General features: G+C 57.1%; 13 protein-coding genes and 2 pseudogenes. 5 read left to right on the top strand and 10 right to left on the bottom strand.

Annotated features, from left to right (window positions below; all coding sequences use genetic code 11):
- Entirely contained in the window at window positions 1–2,145 is a 2,145-nt protein-coding gene (locus U5G49_RS36545; RefSeq protein WP_193446020.1) for a DEAD/DEAH box helicase family protein, read from the top strand.
- A 15-nt stretch (window positions 2,146–2,160) separates the two neighbouring features.
- Here the strand turns inward: U5G49_RS36545 and U5G49_RS36540 are convergent, their stop codons facing one another.
- The 6 genes from U5G49_RS36540 to U5G49_RS36515 all read right to left on the bottom strand — a co-directional run bounded on the left by U5G49_RS36540 (window position 2,161) and on the right by U5G49_RS36515 (window position 9,519).
- Entirely contained in the window at window positions 2,161–3,000 is an 840-nt protein-coding gene (locus tag U5G49_RS36540) for a phosphoadenosine phosphosulfate reductase family protein (RefSeq protein WP_193446021.1), read from the bottom strand.
- Window positions 2,990–6,292: an ATP-binding protein gene (locus U5G49_RS36535; protein ID WP_193446022.1), complete on the bottom strand. Its 3,303-nt coding sequence runs from the start codon at window positions 6,290–6,292 to the stop codon at window positions 2,990–2,992. Before U5G49_RS36535 ends, U5G49_RS36540 begins: the two co-directional genes overlap by 11 nt.
- Window positions 6,289–7,275, bottom strand: a complete 987-nt coding sequence (locus U5G49_RS36530; protein ID WP_246289376.1) for a DUF4007 family protein — start codon at window positions 7,273–7,275, stop codon at window positions 6,289–6,291. Before U5G49_RS36530 ends, U5G49_RS36535 begins: the two co-directional genes overlap by 4 nt.
- Window positions 7,223–8,404, bottom strand: coding sequence for a cysteine desulfurase family protein (locus U5G49_RS36525; protein WP_193446023.1), 1,182 nt, complete (start codon window positions 8,402–8,404; stop codon window positions 7,223–7,225). Before U5G49_RS36525 ends, U5G49_RS36530 begins: the two co-directional genes overlap by 53 nt.
- A 67-nt stretch (window positions 8,405–8,471) precedes the next feature.
- Window positions 8,472–9,194, bottom strand: coding sequence for a hypothetical protein (locus U5G49_RS36520; RefSeq protein ID WP_193446024.1), 723 nt, complete (start codon window positions 9,192–9,194; stop codon window positions 8,472–8,474).
- Window positions 9,115–9,519 carry a hypothetical protein gene (locus U5G49_RS36515; RefSeq protein WP_193446025.1) on the bottom strand — a complete coding sequence of 135 codons (405 nt, stop codon included), beginning with the start codon at window positions 9,517–9,519 and terminating at the stop codon, window positions 9,115–9,117. The genes U5G49_RS36520 and U5G49_RS36515 overlap by 80 nt, the downstream gene beginning before the upstream one ends.
- 256 nt (window positions 9,520–9,775) lie before the next feature.
- On the opposite strand from U5G49_RS36515, the gene U5G49_RS36510 reads away from it, so the two are divergent.
- Window positions 9,776–11,269 carry a hypothetical protein gene (locus tag U5G49_RS36510; RefSeq protein WP_193446026.1) on the top strand — a complete coding sequence of 498 codons (1,494 nt, stop codon included), beginning with the start codon at window positions 9,776–9,778 and terminating at the stop codon, window positions 11,267–11,269.
- Window positions 11,270–11,390: 121 nt separating this feature from the next.
- On the opposite strand, the pseudogene U5G49_RS36505 reads toward U5G49_RS36510, so the two are convergent.
- A pseudogene (locus U5G49_RS36505) lies at window positions 11,391–12,505 on the bottom strand (RHE_PE00001 family protein).
- Between the two features lie 684 nt (window positions 12,506–13,189).
- Here U5G49_RS36505 and dnaK point away from each other — a divergent pair.
- The 3 genes from dnaK to U5G49_RS36490 are packed head-to-tail and all read left to right on the top strand — an operon-like array spanning window position 13,190 to window position 16,517.
- A complete protein-coding gene (dnaK, locus tag U5G49_RS36500; protein ID WP_376770335.1) occupies window positions 13,190–15,598 on the top strand; it encodes a molecular chaperone DnaK in 2,409 nt (802 codons plus the stop codon).
- A 17-nt stretch (window positions 15,599–15,615) separates the two neighbouring features.
- A complete protein-coding gene (locus tag U5G49_RS36495; RefSeq protein ID WP_193446027.1) occupies window positions 15,616–15,999 on the top strand; it encodes a hypothetical protein in 384 nt (127 codons plus the stop codon).
- A gap of 2 nt (window positions 16,000–16,001) precedes the next feature.
- Complete coding sequence (locus U5G49_RS36490; protein ID WP_193446028.1) at window positions 16,002–16,517, top strand: hypothetical protein; 516 nt, start codon at window positions 16,002–16,004, stop codon at window positions 16,515–16,517.
- Between the two features lie 199 nt (window positions 16,518–16,716).
- On the opposite strand, the gene U5G49_RS36485 is transcribed toward U5G49_RS36490, so the two are convergent.
- From U5G49_RS36485 to U5G49_RS36475, 3 genes and pseudogenes are all read right to left on the bottom strand, one after another.
- Window positions 16,717–17,433: an IS6 family transposase gene (locus U5G49_RS36485; protein WP_193446029.1), complete on the bottom strand. Its 717-nt coding sequence runs from the start codon at window positions 17,431–17,433 to the stop codon at window positions 16,717–16,719.
- Window positions 17,434–17,483: 50 nt separating this feature from the next.
- Window positions 17,484–17,651, bottom strand: a pseudogene (locus U5G49_RS36480) (IS110 family transposase); the annotation flags it as partial.
- A 494-nt stretch (window positions 17,652–18,145) separates the two neighbouring features.
- Window positions 18,146–19,522, bottom strand: a complete 1,377-nt coding sequence (locus tag U5G49_RS36475) for a M20 family metallopeptidase (RefSeq protein WP_193446030.1) — start codon at window positions 19,520–19,522, stop codon at window positions 18,146–18,148.
- Window positions 19,523–19,562 lie beyond the last annotated feature (40 nt).

Here is a 19,562-nt window from a genome sequence, read left to right as displayed (position 1 = left end):
ATGCTGCGGGATCTTGCACTGAAGTCGGTCTACAAGTCCGACACCGACAACATTCTTGTTGAATTCTATGTCCCTGCCCTTTCCTTGGCGTCTCGCTACGACAGGGCTGTCGGATTTTTTTCGGCCGCAGCTTTGAACTACGCGGCTCAGGCACTTTCGAACTTCGTCAAAAATGATGGACAGATCCGGCTGGTCCTCGGCGCTTTTTGCGACCAGGACGATCTCGACGCGGTTTTGGAGGGATATCGTCTCAAGGAAATATCCGAGCAGCTCGGACGCGAACTGTTGGCGCAGATTTCCAGCGTGAGCGACGCGCTCTTCCAGAACCGCATCGAAACTCTGGCCTGGCTCGTAGCGCATGGCAGGCTCGAGGTAAAGATCGCTCTGCGGCCCAACGGTATGTATCACGACAAGATCGGCATTATCACTGACGCTTTGGGGGATGCCATCGTCTTTGCCGGCTCCGCCAATGAAAGTCTCCATGCTTTGTTGCCGGCCTACAATTATGAATCGATCGACGTCTTTCCGTCCTGGAAAAGCGAACTCGCCGGCTACTACGAGCCGCATGCACAGAGCTTCGAGCGCCTTTGGGCCAACAAGAGTCGAGGAACGGCAGTCCTCGACATTCCAGCGGCCGTGAAAGACCATCTCGTGGCGTTGTCCCGCTCTTTGGACTATGTACCGGATCCAGATTTCGAGCTGGCGCTTGCGACCCGAGTGTCGCTTGGACAGGAGGGGCCGGAGCGTCAGTCGATGCGACCGACCGAACCTCTCACCATCAACGGTCAACCCTACAGCATTCGGCCGCATCAGCTCGATGCGCTTGAGAATTGGCGCGCCAAAGGCGCTTTCCATGGCATTCTCGATCTTGCAACCGGTGCGGGTAAAACGGTTACGGCCATCCATGCCATCGTTAAACTTGCCGAGAAGGTCAAAGGTCTGGTCTGTGTCATTGCCGTCCCGTACCAAAACCTCGCAGACCAATGGTGCGACATTCTTTCGGCCTATAACATATTCCCCATCCGCTGTTACGTATCCAAGGATCAATGGAGCGACGCTCTTCGAGTTGCCATCCACGAGACCAATATCGGCGCTCGGGCGTTCACTGCGGTGGTTGTCGTCAACAGGACGCTGAAGACGCCGGAGTTCCAGGAGTGTCTGTCGCAGATCAAGCCGAACAAGTTGTTTTGGATCGGCGACGAGTGCCACCATCATGGCGGGGCGTCATTTGCGACAGCGCTTCCTCAGAACGCGGATTTTCGTTTGGGCCTGTCGGCAACGCCTGATCACTATCTAGATCAGAGCAGAAACCAGCGGCTGCAGTCCTATTACGGCGACCAGGTTTTTCACTACACGTTGTCGCAAGCCATCACCGACAAGGTTCTGACTCCCTATTCCTATTACCCCCATGTCATCGAATTGACCTTCGACGAAACAGCCGAATTCTTTGCACTGTCGGCTGAAATTGGCAAGCTGTTTGCTAAGGGCAATAACGGCGCCGAAGAACTTTCGACGCCATTAAAGGCACTGTTGATGCGTCGGTCGAGACTGATTGCTTCATGTGCCAACAAGCTGCCGGTTCTGGCTCGGTTGGTTCAGGCGCAAGGACCCACCGGTCATACGTTGTTCTACTGCGGTGACGGTTCTGTCGAAAATGACGACGACGCTGACAATGTGTTCGAGCAACGGCAAATCGAAGCGGTCAGCGAGCTCCTTGATGGCGCAGGGTGGGATATCTCACGCTTCACGTCCCGCGAACCGCGCAAAGACCGCGCGACCATTCTGGAGAATTTTCGCGTCGGCGTGATCGACGCCATGGTTGCGATCAGATGTCTGGACGAGGGTATTGATGTTCCCGCCTGCGCGACGGCGTTCATCCTGGCAAGCTCGAGAGACCCGCGCCAGTTCGTTCAGCGGCGCGGTCGCATTCTGCGCCGGGCACCTGGGAAAGATCGTGCGACAATCCATGACTTCATCGTCGTGGTCCCCGAAAGCGTCGGCGAGCACGAAGAATATGCGAAACGATTGATCGTGGACGAACTCAAGCGCGTCGCCGAATTTGCGAAACTATCCGACAATCGCTATGGGGCCTATGACGTGCTGCGCGATACGTTGCGCCGATACGATCTAGAGCATGTTTTATAGGTCGGTCGTACCTGCCTACTTATGGCAGACAACGCAGCCGGCTGAGGCTTCGTCGATGCCATAGACGTCGTCGATGCTGTCAGCAGATCGGCCGGACAACGGATTGACCGGCCTTGCCCGGCGCAACCGCTCGCGGCGCTTATCATAATCGGTTTTGATCTGCTCGACACGCGCCGGCTCAACCAACTCCATAAGGCTCTCCCCCTGGCTCCAGGTGAAGGGTGAACCGTCGTTGATCGCCGTCTTCTCGTAGTCGACCGCCTCTTGGAACCTGTCCGGATGGTGCTCGGCCAATCGAACCCATTCGATTTTTTGCTGATAGAAGCAGAACGTGCATCCGGATCGGGAGCGCCAATCATAATATTCAGGCTCACCGACCGATGCCTGTCCGAGCATCTCGATGACGCCAGCCCGGTCGATCCCAGCAGACCTTAGCGGAAGATGCACGCGCATATTCGGATGTGTTGCCTGATAGCCATCCCGGCTTGGCTCGTCGGCCCGGATTGCGACATAGGAATGAATGACGGTGCCTGCCTCGAGGTCGGGCCGTATCCATTGCTCCAAAGGACGCAACTTCAACTGTCGGGTACACCACCGGGTCCGCGGCGACGGCAGGAAGTTACCATATTCGGCAAGCCAGAAGTCAAAGTCACGATCTGGATTGAGCCGTTCGATCGGCCTGCCGAGAAACCCTTCGAGCCGGTCGAGGAAACTGTAGACTTCCGGCAGCTCCTTGCCGGTATCAGTGAAAAAATACTCGATGGGCAATTCGGGATGATGCTGGCGCATGAAGACGGCAAGCGCTGCACTATCGCGTCCGCCCGAAACCCCGAGGATATGACGTTCAGACTTCATGGTTTACCGCCTCCGTATCCGCCGCCAGGCTCGCCACCGCTCGCGCAAGAGCCGCAAACTGAATGCGTGCTAAGTCGTTGTTGCCGCCAAGCGTTTTCAATAGGTCTTCAGCCAGCACAGTCGCTTTTATTTTTTCGCTTTCGGTAAGAATAAAGCTGCGCAGAAGCGGGCGGGTCGTCGGATCGACACCAACCACCAAGGCAAGCGCCTCCGTGCTGGAGCGCCTGTCGCGAACGACCGCAAGGGCCTCCAGTTCACGGAACTGTCTGCCATAGCGCGCCAGTTGAAGTAGCCCTTGCTCGCGATCACGATCCGACCAGTTGCGAGCGGGCTTATGGAGCAGAAGGCTGGCGATGCCCTCAATGTCGCCGGCGCCGTCCTCGAAGGCGGCAGCGCGCATGACGAATGCCTCAAAAGCAAAATCGTTCGTCAAATTCTTGACCGCTTCGGCCCGCTCGGAAAGTCCGTTGAATGTTACCTGGTCAACCGCCAACGACCGCGCAAGCGATTGGTGTAGCTGTGACAACAGCGCCGGGTAAGCTCCTTCGGCCTCAAGCAAAGCAGCGTAGACGATGTCGGCTTTTGGATCATCGTCGAGCGCAGCTGGAAGGGCTTCAAACAGCAGATCTTCGGGATCGCGCGACTTCAACACGACGGCTCGAACGCGCAGGGTGTTGGGATCGAGGGTGTCCGTCCGCCGTGAATAGAGAGGGAGGTCCTCGAACCGGCGAAACAGGGCTTGCGCGATCAAGAGGGATCCAGTCGCATCGCTGACGTCCAACCGTTGTGCCAATCCATTCAGGAATTCGACTTGCTTGAGGGAGCGGTCGATGCGGCGCAACCGAACATCGGATGGACGCTGTAGAAACTTGTCGACGAATACATCGTCGAGAACAGTCTGGAACACGCCATCGATATAGACGGCCATGTGCTCACGATCGCTGAGGATACCGGCAAGCGCGATGACCGGCATGACGCCGGCTTTCAGGCCGATCGGCGGTTTTGCCCATGTCTGGTATAGGTGTTCCAAGTTGATATTATCGGCATTGCGCAAAAGCTTCCAGGCCGGTGTAAGCGAGGAAGCCTGCTCGGACCCTTCAGGTTCGGTGAAGCCAAAACCTTCAACTGTTTGTCCATGCAGGCCGAGCGACTGAAGAACAGTAATATAAAGGCCCATGGCGGCCGGATAGCCTTCAAAGCCAAGATCCTTCTGATCATGACGGGCGACCATGGCGTGGCATAGCTCCCGTGAAGCCGCCATGGCGCTCGATGACGGCTTGTCGCGCTGCAGCAGTTCGCTGTGGATGATCACCGCGTCCTTGTAGGCTTCGTCCGCCAATTCGGAGGCGACGACGGTGACTGGTTCCTTGATCGAGATGGAGGGATTGGGGGCCAACCACCATTTCGTGGTGTTGAGCGCGTGTTCGAGATCCCGGTGCAGGTCATTGATGATAGTCGATCGCCTTGCGGCAATCTCGCGCCGTGCGATGCGATCGCCTTCCAGCTGGGGATGATCCCGAAAGACCCGGTCAACCGCGTAAAGTTCGGACGCGTTCAAACGAAGGGAGAAACCATCTCTGACACTGCCGACCGCAGCGATTACCTCATCCCTGTGCAACAGCCTCGCGATTGACTTGCAGCGGTTCTCCAGCTCGGTCGAATCGAGTGTGCCATCATTGAGGATTAGCGCTAGGGTGCCGCTTGCCCTCCCCTTTCGCCGGGAGAGGGCCGTTGCGATCGATTGCGCACTGTCGGCTTGTCCCGCCAACGTGACGGTCACTTCGAACGTGCGCAAGGTGCCGGTCCGGAAGTAATGCCGCTTGGCGGTGGCAAAACCCAAGCCGATCTGCTGTGAGATCGTCTCCAACTGCGTTGAGTCGAGCTGGGTACTTGCCTTCGCAATGGCCTCCTCAAGGTCAAAATCACTGCCTGCGAACAATGCATAGCCATTCAGCCGCGGCTGCCGGATCAAAATCGCCCAAGACAGCAGATCGGCAATGGCCGCATTTCGTTGAGCCTCCGAGACATTCGGCGTCGCTGCGGCAAGGATATCGTCGGCTAAGGCAAGCCCTGAGCCATTACGGAAAAACTCGACGACCGCTGCAGACTTCGTCAAAGAGACGTGCAAGGCGGAGCCCTTGGCACTCGCTCGCTCCACCGCTTCGAAGGCAAGGCTAAAGCGCGCGCCGTCCACGCCGCTCGCCAACGACATCCCGAAATTGGACGCAAGATAGTCCCAAAGCAGATCAGGGTTGTAGGTCTGGTCTTGCCTCGCGCCGGCAATGAATTCCTGGAAGCCTGCAGGCTCGGCGGAACTCAAGAAACCGAAGACACTGCGCTCGTTTTGGGCAAAACGCTGGCGCGACACAGGGCCAAGCAGCAGTGACGTCACCGGGTTGAGCGGCCACGTCTCGCTTAGAGCGTGCGCCAGCCCATCGACATCTGTCGGACGGCGTTTGGCGATCGCCTCTGCGACAAACCGTGCCGCGCCGATCGCCACCTTCGGCCTCGCATTAACGGTAATTGCTCGCCCGAGCAGTGCGACGGTCTCGTCTGCGCCAGCAAGAAAGGATATGTCCTGGTACCGTCCCTGGACCTTTGCCCACTCATCACGCGAGGTTCGGGCCGCGCGCGCCGCATACTGGTCGAAGGCCTGGTGAAGTATGCCGATGACCACCAATCGCCCGAAACTGCGCGCGCTGTGCTCGGCCAAATCCTGCAGGAGATGGATGTCGCCACCATCAAGGGCCTCGTGTTCGAGCATCTTGCCGAGCTCGTCGAGAATGAGCAGAACACCGCCGGACTTTGTCGCAGCTGTCATCAACAGCTCGATCAACGCCTGATCGCTTTGTGTGGCGCGCTCGAATGTAGCCTTCGTCCAGCGCAGGCTGTGGGCCGCCGCGTCAGCGATTGCTTGGCGCAGTGCGGCGCGCGAGCCGGTCACCGCAACGGTGAGCCAGGCGCCACTGTTTTCACGAAACGCGCGCTCATACAGTCCAGATAATGTCGGCCCAGCAATCTCTTTCGCGATCGCTCGGTTTTCCGCTTTGCCGGCCACGAGATTGGCCAACAACAGCGCTGCGCTCGACTTGCCGCCGCCATAGGGTCCCGTCCAGGTGAAGGCGCCCTGCCGACTGTCGATTTGCGCGGAGGCGAGAATGGTGAGTGACTTCTCGACGCTTGCCTGAAGGACGTACCCGACCAGCGGGGGCGTGCCGTTCAGATCGGCGTCCAGACGCGCTGAACGGGCAAACCGGCGATTGATCTCGACGGTGGATGAGAGCGAGCTCATGGCCCTGCCCCCATCGCGGGGCTGCGGTAAGACGCTGCCACAAGGGTCAATGGTGCTAGATCGCCAACCCTTTGGACCTGCCTGAGCCCGGCCGTATCGGTCCAGATCCATGCTCCCTTCGTCAAGGCCTCCAGTCCCATCAGCCTCGTAATCACGCTGTCTTCATCGAGCTTGAACACCCGGCCAGGGGATCCCGGCGCATAACAAATGCGCTCTGCAGTCAAAGCCGTGGATCCGCCCTGCCGCTCCCAGAATTCGCTCAGGGCGAAGGCGAAAATTCCGTCGGGCAAGCTTGGCTTGGGGCCATGGACGAATTCGTACCAGCCACCGAACCGGGCTTCGCGAACGAGATTAAGCTCGGCAAGCAGCGGCTCGGCCGCATCGTCCGTCTGCGTTCCCGGGCGCCTGACATAGCTTCGAAGAAAGACGTCGACATCTCGCTTGATCGTGCCATGCGTCGCCCGCCAGCCATGTTGGCTCACTTCAAGTTGAAGCTGATGAACAAGTGTTGCCGGATCAAACTCGATTGCCGAAAGCTCGTTGAAGGCATAATAGGCGGTCGTGGTAAAAGCAGGATCGCCGGCAATCGACCAATGAGCCAGCCAAATAGTCGCGTTGCGCTCCAAAAAGGGGTCGAGGCCATCATCGGCCAAGATCAAGCTCCCGAGAGGCGTTGGTGACAGCGCCCTTTCCTTCTCTTCGATGAAGCGCGACGCTAGCGCCCAATATTTCATTGCAACGGCCATGTTGCGGCCAACGCCGAAACGTGCGATTGCACTTTGTTCCTGAAAGGTTCCGGATGACGCGCCAGCGCCGACGGCATCAAACGCCTTCTTCAGCCATAACAGGCGAAGCGGGAACGTTTCATGTCCGGCGAACTGCACGCGGGTTGTAGGGTCTAGCGTCTTCCTCATCCCACCCTTGTAAATGCTACTGGACGAACCGTCCAGTGGCGCGGGTGAGTTTTCCAGCGGCTGCCGCAATGATATCGGCACCGCACAGAATATCTGCCGCTGTATTGTATCTGTTGAAGAATATCCTAACTATAGATCTGGCCTCTATGTCGCTTTTACCCATAGCCTTCAAGACATGGGAAGGAATTATTTGCCCAGAAGAGCAGGCTGACCCTGTCGAAATCGACACATGCCTGCTAACAGACATGACAAGATCTTCGGCTTCGAGCCCATTTAACATCAAACTTAAGCTTCCGGGAATGACTTTTGCTTCGCCCGCCGTCTTGATAAAACGGAGTTGATGTTCAGCAAGCCTACCGAGGAACTTTTCTGTACAGTCCCTGGCGTGAACTGAGTCGGAGACCATATTCTTCAATGCAAGATCGGCCGCCGCGCCAAATGCGGCAATCAGCGGCACGGGTTCTGTCCCTGGGCGCAGACCGGACTGTTGTCCACCACCAAATTGCAGCGGCTCTGGCCGAGGGGCGACGGCTGAGACGTAGAGTGCGCCTACGCCCATTGGACCATATAGTTTGTGGGCGGACAGGCTCAGATAATCTACACCAAGGGATAAAACGTTGATCGCAATCTTGCCAGCCGCCTGGGCCGCGTCGCAGTGGACGAGCGCACCGCGTTCATGTGCCATGGCTGTCACCTCGGCGACCGGCTGTATGGCACCCGTCTCGTTGTTTGCAGCCATCACACAGACGAGCAGCGTGTTATCGTCGACAAGCTCCGACAGAGCCTGAAGATCGACCCGTCCCGATACATCGACCGGTGCGACAACAGCCTCGAAACCGGCGGCGCTCAAATGATCCACCGGCGCGCTGACGGCCTTATGCTCGATTGACGAGACAATGATACGGCGGCGTTCCGGTCGGGTCTTTTTCGCCCAACGCGCAACACCAAGGATCGCCAGATTGTTGGCTTCCGTCGCACCGGAGGTAAATGTGATCTCGGACGCAGCCGCACCAATCAATCTTGCGACAGCCGATCGCGCTTGCATGACAGTCGTGGCGGCATGCTCACCGGCGAAATGCATGGAGCCCGCGTTGCCAGTGACAGACAAGGCCTCAAGCATGGCTTCGCGCGCCTCGGGCGCGAGGGGCGTTGTTGAAAATCCATCAAGAAAGATGGGGGGCTTCCCTGCGCTGTTCACGGTGTCTACCTCGATCTCGGCCTTGCGTCTGACGAGACTTACATGCGAATCGCCCGATCGAACCTATTCAAAGTGTTTCAATGAAGCTGTCGAGTGTCGAGAGGCGGATCGTGCGCGTTTGCGTCGATCCGAGCACCATCCGATGGTCGATCGAAAGGCGAACGGATGCCGTCTTGACCTTCCTTGGATCTGGCACGGCTGCGAATTTTACCCAAAGCTCCAATTCATGCGCGCCGTCGGGCCATAGGCCGGTGTCAAACCCCGCTCTCTCGATCGGTGCAAACGGAACCCGCAAGGCCTCGGCTCGTCCTGGGTTTACCGCAAACTCGGCAAACGGCACAGCCCCGCGGCGTAGAGCGTCGTCTGAGCCGTCGTTGGCGGCCAGCCTCATCTCTGGCCGATAGAGCATCTGGCGGTCCTTGGCGTTCACCCGTAACAGGAACCATTCGACCACTGCAACCGAAAGCCCGCCATTGATCACCGACAGGGGCAAGACGATGTCGTAGGCTTGGTTCCCCAGGCTCTGTGGCCCGGCAAGTTGGAGGCTGCTCCACAAGACGTCGCAATTGGTCGACAATCTCTGTTCCACGGCTGCCGGATAGGCCATCAATATCCACTCTTGCAGCCAACCGTCAAAAACCTCCCTGGAGACTTTATCCGCCCGTATCGACCCGTCGATCAACCGCGCCGACACCAAGCTGACCATGGCCTCACGCATCGGAAGCGGTATCGGCGGAAACGCTTTGGCTGAGAGGTAGCGGTCGAGCTTCGTAACGGCTTGGTCGATCAACGCCAGGGTGTCCATCGACCTCGGTGTCGGCACCTCGACCCCCGTGAAAGGGTGATTCCTCCAAGACCGCGGCGGCGATTGGCCCTGCAAGCATCAGCTGATATCGGTTGGCCGAGCCGGATTGGCTGAGTTCAAGGCACCAGGCTTCAACAGCCGCGCGACCAATTTGATTCTTCGACGACTTGACCTGTTGGGCAAGGCTATCATTGTCATTAGCCCATAGAATATCGACCTTATCTCCGGCAATATCCGGCTCGATCGTGACAACACGCCATAGCGCCGTGCCCGTCTCAAGAGCATTCAGCAAACAGATCAGCGTCTGCACCGCAAATCCACAGACGGTCGGAAGGCGGAACCTTCAAGGTGCCCATAATCGCGTCGGCATCCCGCCGCTGAAGAGAAGCGAATACAGTATAAGACCGACTCAACCTACGCGCCATCAACCAATTGTCTCACTCGCTCCTATAGCCGAGTAGCAGCCTGACAAGTTTGGACCGCTGCCTTGCGGCTACTTTCGTTGAATGCAAGAATACCGTTCTCGTATTTCGCCTAAACCCCTATCGGAGTGGCCGGACGTAAGCATGTTAAATGATCCCTGGGCTCCTCTGGTCTCCTCGATCCGCCGAAGACGAGCGCCGGATGCGAGATTTTTCAAACCTGTGTGTTTGATCGCTACCATCGACCTCAGCAATGAGGGTCGTCTCGACCCCAAGAAATTGGACGCGGAGGTAATCATTTCCCGATTCAAAGCCTATGTCAGCCTGGTATTTGAAGGTAGGGCGGAGATGGGATGGAAGCCTCTATGGCATATCTCTAATGACGGCCTATGGAATTTCTACACCAATGGCATTGCATTGGGCCCCGATGATTTTGGCGCAGATCGAAAACCTGGAACAAAATCTGTCCTCTTCAATCGGTTTCAGGAACTATCCATCGACGAGCGCTATCAGGACCTGTGGCAGGACCAATCGCAAAGGATGACGTTGCGTCACGCCATGCTCGATATTCTCGCTAACGATGACGCGGATTGCCGTCGCTTTGCGCGTCAGCTGTTTCACGCGGACCTCGCAATGCAGCCTCATCGATGGCCCTCCGAAGAAGAAGTGATCGGAGAGCTACGTCTCTCCCGGAGGCAGCTCGATCTTTTCGATGACGCAACTACTGGCGAAGTAATCGATAGGCTTGAAGACGACGGGTTTGAGCAGTCTGCTGAGGAAGTTGCTGTCGTTCCGCTTCCAAATATCGGACCTCTTCTTCAAACAGCCAGCCTGATTGAAATCGAAGCGGTAGCCAGTCCTACCGCGAAACTGAACAGCGCCAGCGAGATCGACCTCGAGAAGAACCCTCATATCGACTCTTCGGACGATGCCCCCGACCTAGAAGATTTCCCAGAAATCCAGACCGTACAGATCGGGGTGATTCTGGCCTCATTGCCAGGCAATGCGCCAAAAGGGCTAACGTTCGCATTGATCGCATATAAAACGGAACTTGAGAAACGGGGCGCCCGCCCAATTGTCGGCATCCTTACGAACCAGCATGCGATCATTGAAGCAGAGTACAGCCATTCTGACGCCTCCGACTGGCTTCCCACTGGAATGAAACAAGCCGCATTCCCTGATTTTTTCAGATATCACCTGCTATTCCTTGAACACTTTCCGTTCATTGCCGAGCGTGAAAAGGTGATCTCCCGCATTAATGTCGACGAATCCAAAGCCTCAGGAGAGGATCTGATTAAGCCATTTCGGGCCGCATTGGAGATGGCGAAAGCAGCCCAAAACGCGGGCGTGGCTACAAGTGACGTTGTACAGTTTATGCAAGAGTTGAAGCAAGGAGCAGAGTCTCTTGCTAGCCTCCCGAACGACGTCCCGCTTCCGCAGGTGTCGAGTGAAGAACGCCTGGCTCCTACCGCCGCTACACCGAAACAGAGGCTAATCGGCACAGCTATTGGTTTCTTGGAGAGAGCCTATACTCTCTTGGGCACCACAGTTGGCGTTGGAACTGCAACGTATCCTGCGTTCGCCCAAAATCTCGTTTACGTCTTAGATATGCTTAAGTCGCTCATGCGTAACGGATGATCCGGAAGGTTGTCTGGCGATCCTGCGTCTGAGACCGGAAAAGAAACTCCATGAGGATCAGCGCCTCAAGCATCTAGTGCCGCGGATTACCACGTAAAGCGCTTTGACGCGCCGGTGATTTTTAGAGGACGCCCCACGCCCGAAACCTCGCCCTCCCCGTCATCTCTCTCAATCCCAGCTCCAAAACAATCCGCCGCGCCGCCTGCGGCGTGACGTCCAGTGTTTTGGCCACCAAGCCGGTCGACACCAGCGGCCGCGCCATCACCCGCTCGAGCAGTTCCGGCAATTTTGAAGAGGTCCGACGCCCCTCCGGCTTTCGCTCGAACAGGGTTCGCGCGAGCGCGAGCCGATCATGCTATTTCAAGCACCGATCTCGGCGGGCGCGACCAGGCCGCGAGTGATCGCCAGCTGCCGGGTCTCGCGATCGCGATGCCGGCGCCCATCGACCGGAACGGTTTTGAGGCCGAGATTGAAGGCAGCGAGATGGGCGCCGGTGGTGACGTCGGCCTGGCGCAGGATCGAGGCGACGAGCAGCCGGCCGAGCCAGGGCGCATGTTGCAGCACCGCCAGTTCGTTCCAGGCATCCAGGCAACAATCGCCTGCAGTACCGTCTGCCGCAGCACCGCTCACCATTCCTCCAGCCGCTCGTCCTCGTCCCAGTCGAGATCATAGACCAGCGGGTCTCGTTCACGGGCGCCAACGCGGCCGGGCCGCTTTGCCTCCTCGATGGCCGCATCCGATCTGGCCAGCACTGCATCGATGGTAGCGAACTCGGCGTCGAACACATTCGTGTTTCGCGTCGAACCCTCCTCGCCGTCTTCCCTCTCTCCTTCCGGATGCATTGCCATCCGGCTCCATGCCGGCGCCCCGACGACGCTATGGTCACCATGCGATGGCCCAGGCGCGTCGGTCGCCGCCGCAGATGAAGTCTGCCCGCGGAGGCTGCGGAGACCGTCGGGGCTCAGCGCCCAGCCGGCGGCTGTGAGGCGATGCGCCGGCGGTTCGCAAAACATCGCGGGCGATGGTGAGTTCGTGGGCGGGGGTGCGGATGTCTTTCGTGGCGTCATGCAGCACGAGGTCCTCGATATGGACGAGCTCGCCGTCGATCCAGAGAGAGGCGCAGGCGTCAGCGAAATGGGCGCGTTCGACAAAGCTCGCGCCGACCGGGGAACGGGCGATCCGCTCGTCGAGGCGCGCCAGCGCGATGCCGGTGTCGCTTTCAATTCCAGATTTCAAATGTCAAAAACGCCTTGCGCTGGTTGGGGTTAGCCGCCATCATAGGCCCCGATTTTAGCTAAGAGTTTCAACTTCGGCTTTGAATTGCTAACCGGTAAAGAGCCTTGGATAATCGCGAATCTCTGAGGGACGATGGTTGCTTGTGCGACGCATCGAATTCAAGCTCGGGCGCGTCTTCTTAGGCCGACCGCTAGACTGAAGCTCATGCTCCCCGCCATTTTGGCGCACGGCGGTGCATCCGATTTTCAGCTTAGCGCGTCAATGAAATCGGGAATTGAGATCCACACCCGCCGTAGAACTTGCTCCGTGAGTAACTCGGGCACATTTGGTAGCGACGACAAAGACCTTCTTGGAAAAGGCGTCTGGCGGATGCGTTTGACTAACGCTGGTCTCTGTTTCGATCTTGCGATACCGTTACCGCGGATCGCCAAGTATGCCTCACTCATGATTTCATCAATTGCCAAGACCGATTCGATCGCCCTGTACGCTCGAGCATATGAACCTGCGATCCAACCAGAAGAGTTACTCCACTCAATAAGGTTAGCGCGCCCTCCCCCCAACCATCATTTGAAATATTGACCATTGGAGTACTGTTGAAGTATTCCTACACCCATTGGTTTATTTGTGTTCTAGCGCGACACGGTTCACCCTCACAATTCGTCAGTTTGCTCATTTGGACAAGATATGCCTGTTCTAATTGGAATTGACTTGGGGACAACGAATTCCTGCCTTGCGATATATGATCGGCAACCAAGGGTGATCGAAAATTCGGAGGGCGGCCGCATCACGCCGTCGGTTGTCGCTTTTTCCGCTGATGGAGATATCTTGGTTGGCCAGCCGGCAAAGCGTCAGGCTATCACGAACCCCACGAACACCCTCTTCGCGGTCAAGCGCCTCATCGGACGCCGCTACGATGATCCAGTCGTTAAACAGGACAAGGGCCTAGTTCCCTTTGAGATAGTCGAGGGTGAGAATGGCGACGCCTGGGTCGAAGCCAATGGCAAGGGCTACTCGCCCGCACAGATTTCCGCGATGATCCTTCAGAAGATGAAGGAAACCGCCGAATCCTATCTCGGCGAAAAGGTCGAGAAGGCCGTCATCACCGTTCCCGCTTACTTCAACGACGCGCAGCGCCAGGCAACCAAGGATGCCGGCCGCATCGCCGGTCTTGAAGTTCTGCGCATCATCAACGAGCCGACCGCCGCAGCGCTGGCTTACGGTCTCGACAAGAAAGAAGGCAAGACGATTGCCGTCTACGACCTTGGCGGTGGCACTTTCGATATTTCGATCCTCGAGATCGGTGACGGCGTCTTCGAAGTGAAGTCCACCAACGGCGATACCTTCCTCGGCGGTGAAGACTTCGACATGCGCCTCGTCGAATATCTCGTCGGCGAGTTCAAGAGAGACAACGGCATCGATCTGAAGAACGACAAGCTTGCCCTGCAGCGCCTCAAGGAAGCTGCGGAAAAGGCGAAGATCGAGCTTTCGTCCTCGCAGCAGACCGAAATCAACCTGCCGTTCATCACGGCCGACGCCTCTGGCCCGAAGCATCTGACGCTGAAGCTGACCCGCGCCAAGCTCGAGAGCCTGGTCGACGATCTCGTCCAGCGCACGATCGCGCCGTGCAAGGCAGCGCTCAAGGATGCCGGCGTCACTGCTGCCGAAATCGACGAAGTGGTTCTCGTCGGCGGCATGAGCCGCATGCCGAAGGTACAGGAAGTCGTCAAGCAGCTGTTCGGCAAGGAGCCGCACAAGGGCGTCAACCCGGATGAAGTGGTGGCGCTTGGTGCTGCCATCCAGGCCGGCGTTCTGCAGGGCGACGTCAAGGACGTCCTGCTCCTCGACGTGACGCCGCTGTCGCTCGGCATCGAGACCCTCGGTGGTGTCTTCACCCGCCTGATCGAACGCAACACGACGATCCCGACGAAGAAGAGCCAGACGTTTTCGACCGCCGAAGACAACCAGCAGGCCGTGACCATCCGCGTTTCGCAGGGCGAGCGTGAAATGGCAGCCGACAACAAGCTGCTCGGCCAGTTCGACCTCGTTGGTCTGCCGCCGTCGCCGCGCGGCATGCCGCAGATCGAAGTCACCTTCGACATCGACGCCAACGGCATCGTGCAGGTTTCGGCTAAGGACAAGGGCACCGGCAAGGAACAGCAGATCCGCATCCAGGCTTCCGGCGGTCTTTCCGACGCCGACATCGAGAAGATGGTGAAGGATGCCGAAGCCCATGCCACCGAAGACAAGAAGCGCCGCGAGGCCGTCGAAGCCCGGAACCAGGCTGAAAGCCTGATCCATTCCTCGGAAAAGTCGCTGAAGGATTACGGTGACAAGGTTTCCGAGGCCGACCGCACCGCGATCTCGGATGCGATCGCCGCGCTGAAGACGGCGTCGGAAGCGTCGGAGCCCGATGCCGATGACATCAAGGCCAAGACCCAGACGCTGATGGAAGTGTCAATGAAGCTCGGCCAGGCGATCTATGAAGCGGAAGGCCTGGCGAGCGAAGAAATTCACTTTGAAGAACAGGATATGCCCGACGGGTCGAAATGGCTGGTCAACAGAGAGAACGGATTGGGCGAAGTCACTGTTCATCTGCCGAAGGAAGCGGCCGCAGGGGCTGCATTTACAGTCTTTTGGCCTTGTAAGCCATCGGACGCATTCGAGTTGAAACAACTTGAATCGATCGTCGATGCGTTTTCCGCGACTTCGTTCAAGATTTGCGCCGTGACCTCAACCAGTATGGTGGAACGCGAGTTCATGGAGAGTGCCGACTTCATAGCAAGCCTAGCGTCGGCATTGATCGACAGTGAGGTCCAATCCCTGCGCGTGTCATTGCGAAAGGAATATCGACAGGGGAGCGGCAAGAATTTTAGCACGCTTGACGTTTGGCAGAATAAAGATCCGCTTGCGCAGACCTGTATGGCCGGCGTTCATCTGGAGCGATCGGATCTTGTTATTCTGAGCGACAAGATTTCGTCACTAATGACGATCAGCCACATGCATAACATCCCCCTTGGATATAGCCGTCACCTCCTAGAAGCCCTACTCGCCCATATTGAACCTGAACCCTATCGTGCGGCTCGATCCGCTTAATTCACTATGACCCAAGTATGACCCAAGAAAAAATCACGAGCGGCCGAAAAATCGGGAACTTCTTTGTCAGCTCAGCCCTCGATGCGCAGTCGAGCCAAGGGCTGGAGTATCATGTTGAGATCAAAAATCTCACAACCCTCCCATTCGATATCCAAGTAATTTCACAAATTCCTGACGTGAAAGCCGCGAGATTCATCCCAAAGATGGGTTCGACCATCAAATGGGCCGCAGACTTCACCTCGCTGCATAACAATCCCCTCAAGCAAAAGTGCCAGGTTTCGCGCCTCACGCTCGACGAGTTCCGTATTCAGGTCGCCACGATCCGCTCGAAACGAGCCTTTTGGAAAACATGGGATGATGAAGACGTCGTTCCGGCCCTAGAGATTCTCGTAAAGGATTGATCATGGACTTCATGACGTTCTTTTTTGCGGTAACGCCTCCTCTGCTAGCGATAGCACTCGCTATTTTCGCCGGCGTAAGCACCGCTTACGTCGAGCGTGAAGCGAAGCTCAGCGCACAGGAGTTCTCTAAGGCAAAAGTCAAAGCAGACATCCAGGACGGTATCAAGGACGCGATCGTAAGGGTCTCGAAAGGGGCATTGTTGATCGCCAACGTCATCGCTACCCTCTCCAGCTGCATCATATCGATCGCAGTTCCTCTGTATTTTCTCCCCGGGAACTATTTCGTGGCATTTGGCGTGATCGCTTTGATCTTTATTTATGCGGCATGGGTGCTAACGAAAATTGCCACGTATGGGCTAAAAGACGTCTACGTCCAAAGGGTCCATACAAGGCAAACGAAGACCACAGGTCAAACGCAATCGTTTACCTACGGGACGCTCATCGATTACGGGATGATCGCACTTAATGCTCTTCTCGGCCTGCTGGTGCTTGGCGTTTACCTCTACTCTCGCGGATAAATACGATAGGACTTGCCCTTAGGGGCTATCTTACGTCAATGCCGGCAGATGGTGCGAACCATACACATCTGTCGGTCACGGCGAAGACGACGCATCGGATCGCGATAGTGTCGGATGCACGCCTGGCCAGATGGAAACCGCCGCAGCGGCACCGTAAACTTAACTCCACGAAGACAATATTTTGAAGTACGGCTTTGGTTCAGGCGGCGTCAAGGCGTGCGATTTGGCGCCAGGCATCCCAGGCTGCGGCTCGCAGTTCACGATGGTGGGTGGACGGAATGTCGTGGCGGGGAATGTAAAAGAGATTGGCTATCGGGTCGTGGATGGAGACGAAGCGTTGAAGGTGCCTTGCTGATTTGAAGCGTTTCATGATCCTCTCACGCCTTCGGATAGGCTGATGGGAGTTTTCTGCCCGATTGTTCAGGCCCTTGTGCGAGCGATGTTCGACATCGGGCATGATTTCCCGCTTCGCCGCACCGTAGGATCGAAGCCTGTCGGTGATCATCACACGTGGCGAACGGCCTTGTCCTTTCAGTAGCTTTCGCATCAAACGTTTTGCAGCTTTGGTATTGCGGCGGCTCTGCACCAAGACGTCGAGAACAAAACCGGCCTGATCGACGGCGCGCCAAAGCCAGTGTTTCTTGCCGGCGATCGTGATGACAACCTCATCGAGGTGCCATTTATCGCCGAGCCTGCCGGCTGATCGCTTCCGGATATTATTGGCGAAATGCCTGCCGAACTTCTCCGCCCAGAGCCTCACGGTCTGGTGAGAGACGATGACGCCACGGGCTGCCAGCATATCCTCGACCATTCGCAGACTGAGTGGAAACCGGAAATAGAGCCAAACGGCATGGGCAATCAGGTCGGCTGGAAATCGGTGGCGACGATAAAGAGGATCACGGGCGAATCTGGTCATACCGCCAGATCCCACATTTTGATCGCTGCTCGGTTAACGTTACGGTGCCACTTCACCTCATGTCCAAATGAACTTAACAGCCTAGCCCAATGATGAGATCCACCACAGGCTTCCAGCGCGATCGTAGTCTGCGGCGCACTCTCAAAAAACTTCACCATTTCTCTGCGCGAAAGCTTCTTGCGCAGGTTTGGTTGCTCGGCTGCATTCACGCCATCGATTGAGCTTTAAACGAACTCATTCTGGCACACTGCGATGCCGTTGGGAGCCGTCCACCCCAACAGAGCTAGGCGCAGACATAGAAGCTCACAGTTTGTGAATCGTCTGTCCGCAATACAGCGGCCAACGCTACCGACGCCAGATGGGGTTGGCTTGTCGCTTACACCGACACAGCGCAAGCAAAAACGAACGGCATTCTCAGCGCGACAGACACGGCACTCGCTCGGGAAACATTGGTGCTTTTATCCTCGCGATACAGGCGGTCCATGGCCACAAGACGTGGCTGCCGTCGAAACAAGTTCAACGACAGCCACGCTGCCTTGGGAGGCGAAAGGTATTCCCGAGAATTCGGTCTCTCGGATGAGGTAGCGAGTCAGCCACTGTTCGTGCACATTCGACGAGCGCAATTGCCGCCGCGAGAATAGTTGGAGGCGCCACGCTGGACTATCGCGCCGGCGGTTACGCTCTTCCGGGGATTAACAGTCTCGCAGCAGATTCAGCAAAACGTGCGACCCGACGCACATTCGCCGATGTCGAGAAAAATACCGGTCATTATCTTGATTCCTTCGCGAGCGACAGAAAGCAAGGCGTGTTCGTCGGGTCCATGTTGCCCACAATTGGCGTAGGAATGAGGTATCCAGATTGTGGGCAATCCGAGTACGTCGGCAAAGATGTCGTTCGGCAGCGAGCCTCCCAGATTTGGCAGGACGTGGGCGCGCTTTTGGATCGTTTTCTCAATCGAGTCAAAAACGAAATGCACCCAGGGATGACCAGGGGAAAGCCGAGTGGCCTTGAACGATTCGCCAATCTGGGAAATCTTGACCATTCGGAAGCCATGGGCATCAAGGTGTCGCCTCAACGAGGGCAAGATGTCTTCCATGTCGGTGCCCACAACGAAACGCAACTGTCCGATGGCCCTGGCCGTACCAGAGATAGCTGATTGCGGAGCGTCGATAGATCCGGAGGAGGTCGCAAGGATCGAGAACGAGTTCCAGCCATAAACTCGCTCTGGCGGCGTAAGATCAGGCTCGCCCCAATCAGGATCGTTCAACGGATGCGGAAGATCTGCGAGCGCTTCACGGATATCATCTGTGAGACTATTTGGTAGCCACTCCGGAATCCGAACTTGCCCTCGCGCGTCAGTAATGCTTGCTATAGCGTGGCCAAGGATGATTGCGGGATCAGCCAGGAGACCACCGAAGTTGCCCGAATGACAATCGCTATCCCGCAGTCGTACGACCATCTCAAATGTGATGGCCCCTCTGGATCCCAAGAAGATAGTTGGAGTTGCGGGTGCATGACGGGGCCCGTCTGAAGCAATGAAGACATCAGCAGCGAGTTCGTGCCGCTTGGCGGTCACAAACTCGCGCAGGCCACAAGAGCCCTTCTCCTCTCCCATTTCCAAGAGGAACTTGACATTAAAGCCAAGCTTGCCATGTTCTTCAAGAAGAAGACCCAAAGCGGCCACATTTATCAGATGTTGGATTTTGTTATCAGCCGTTCCCCGGCCATACAGCCGATCCCCCTCCTGAACCAGTTCAAAAGGCCGCAAGCCGTCGCGCCAACGATGCTGCTCACCGTTGCACACATCGCCATGTCCATACATGAGCAGCGTCGGCAAGCTGTCCTTCTCAAAGTAGCTTGCAACGAGCAAAGGCGCGCCCCCGGGGAGCGGGTTTTCGTAGATGTCGGTCGCAAAGCCGTAGCGGTTTAGCAGGGGCCCTATATCTTCAGTAAGATACGCCCTTAGGTGTTCCGGTTCTCCCTCACTCTGACTGACGGAGGGCCGGGCAACCAGCCTCGCGAGATCGCGTGTCAACGCACCCTTGTCGACGTATTCCATGGCGCGTTTTAGGGAGGTTTCGTGAGACATCAAACACCCCGTTATTGGCCGCATTGGCCGTTGGAATTGA

Origin of the sequence: Rhizobium indigoferae, from assembly GCF_034554815.1 — a bacterium.
Taxonomy (GTDB): Bacteria; Pseudomonadota; Alphaproteobacteria; order Rhizobiales; family Rhizobiaceae; genus Rhizobium; species Rhizobium leguminosarum.
Note: the sequence above shows the minus strand (reverse complement) of the source record. Positions and strands in the feature narration are given on the sequence as shown.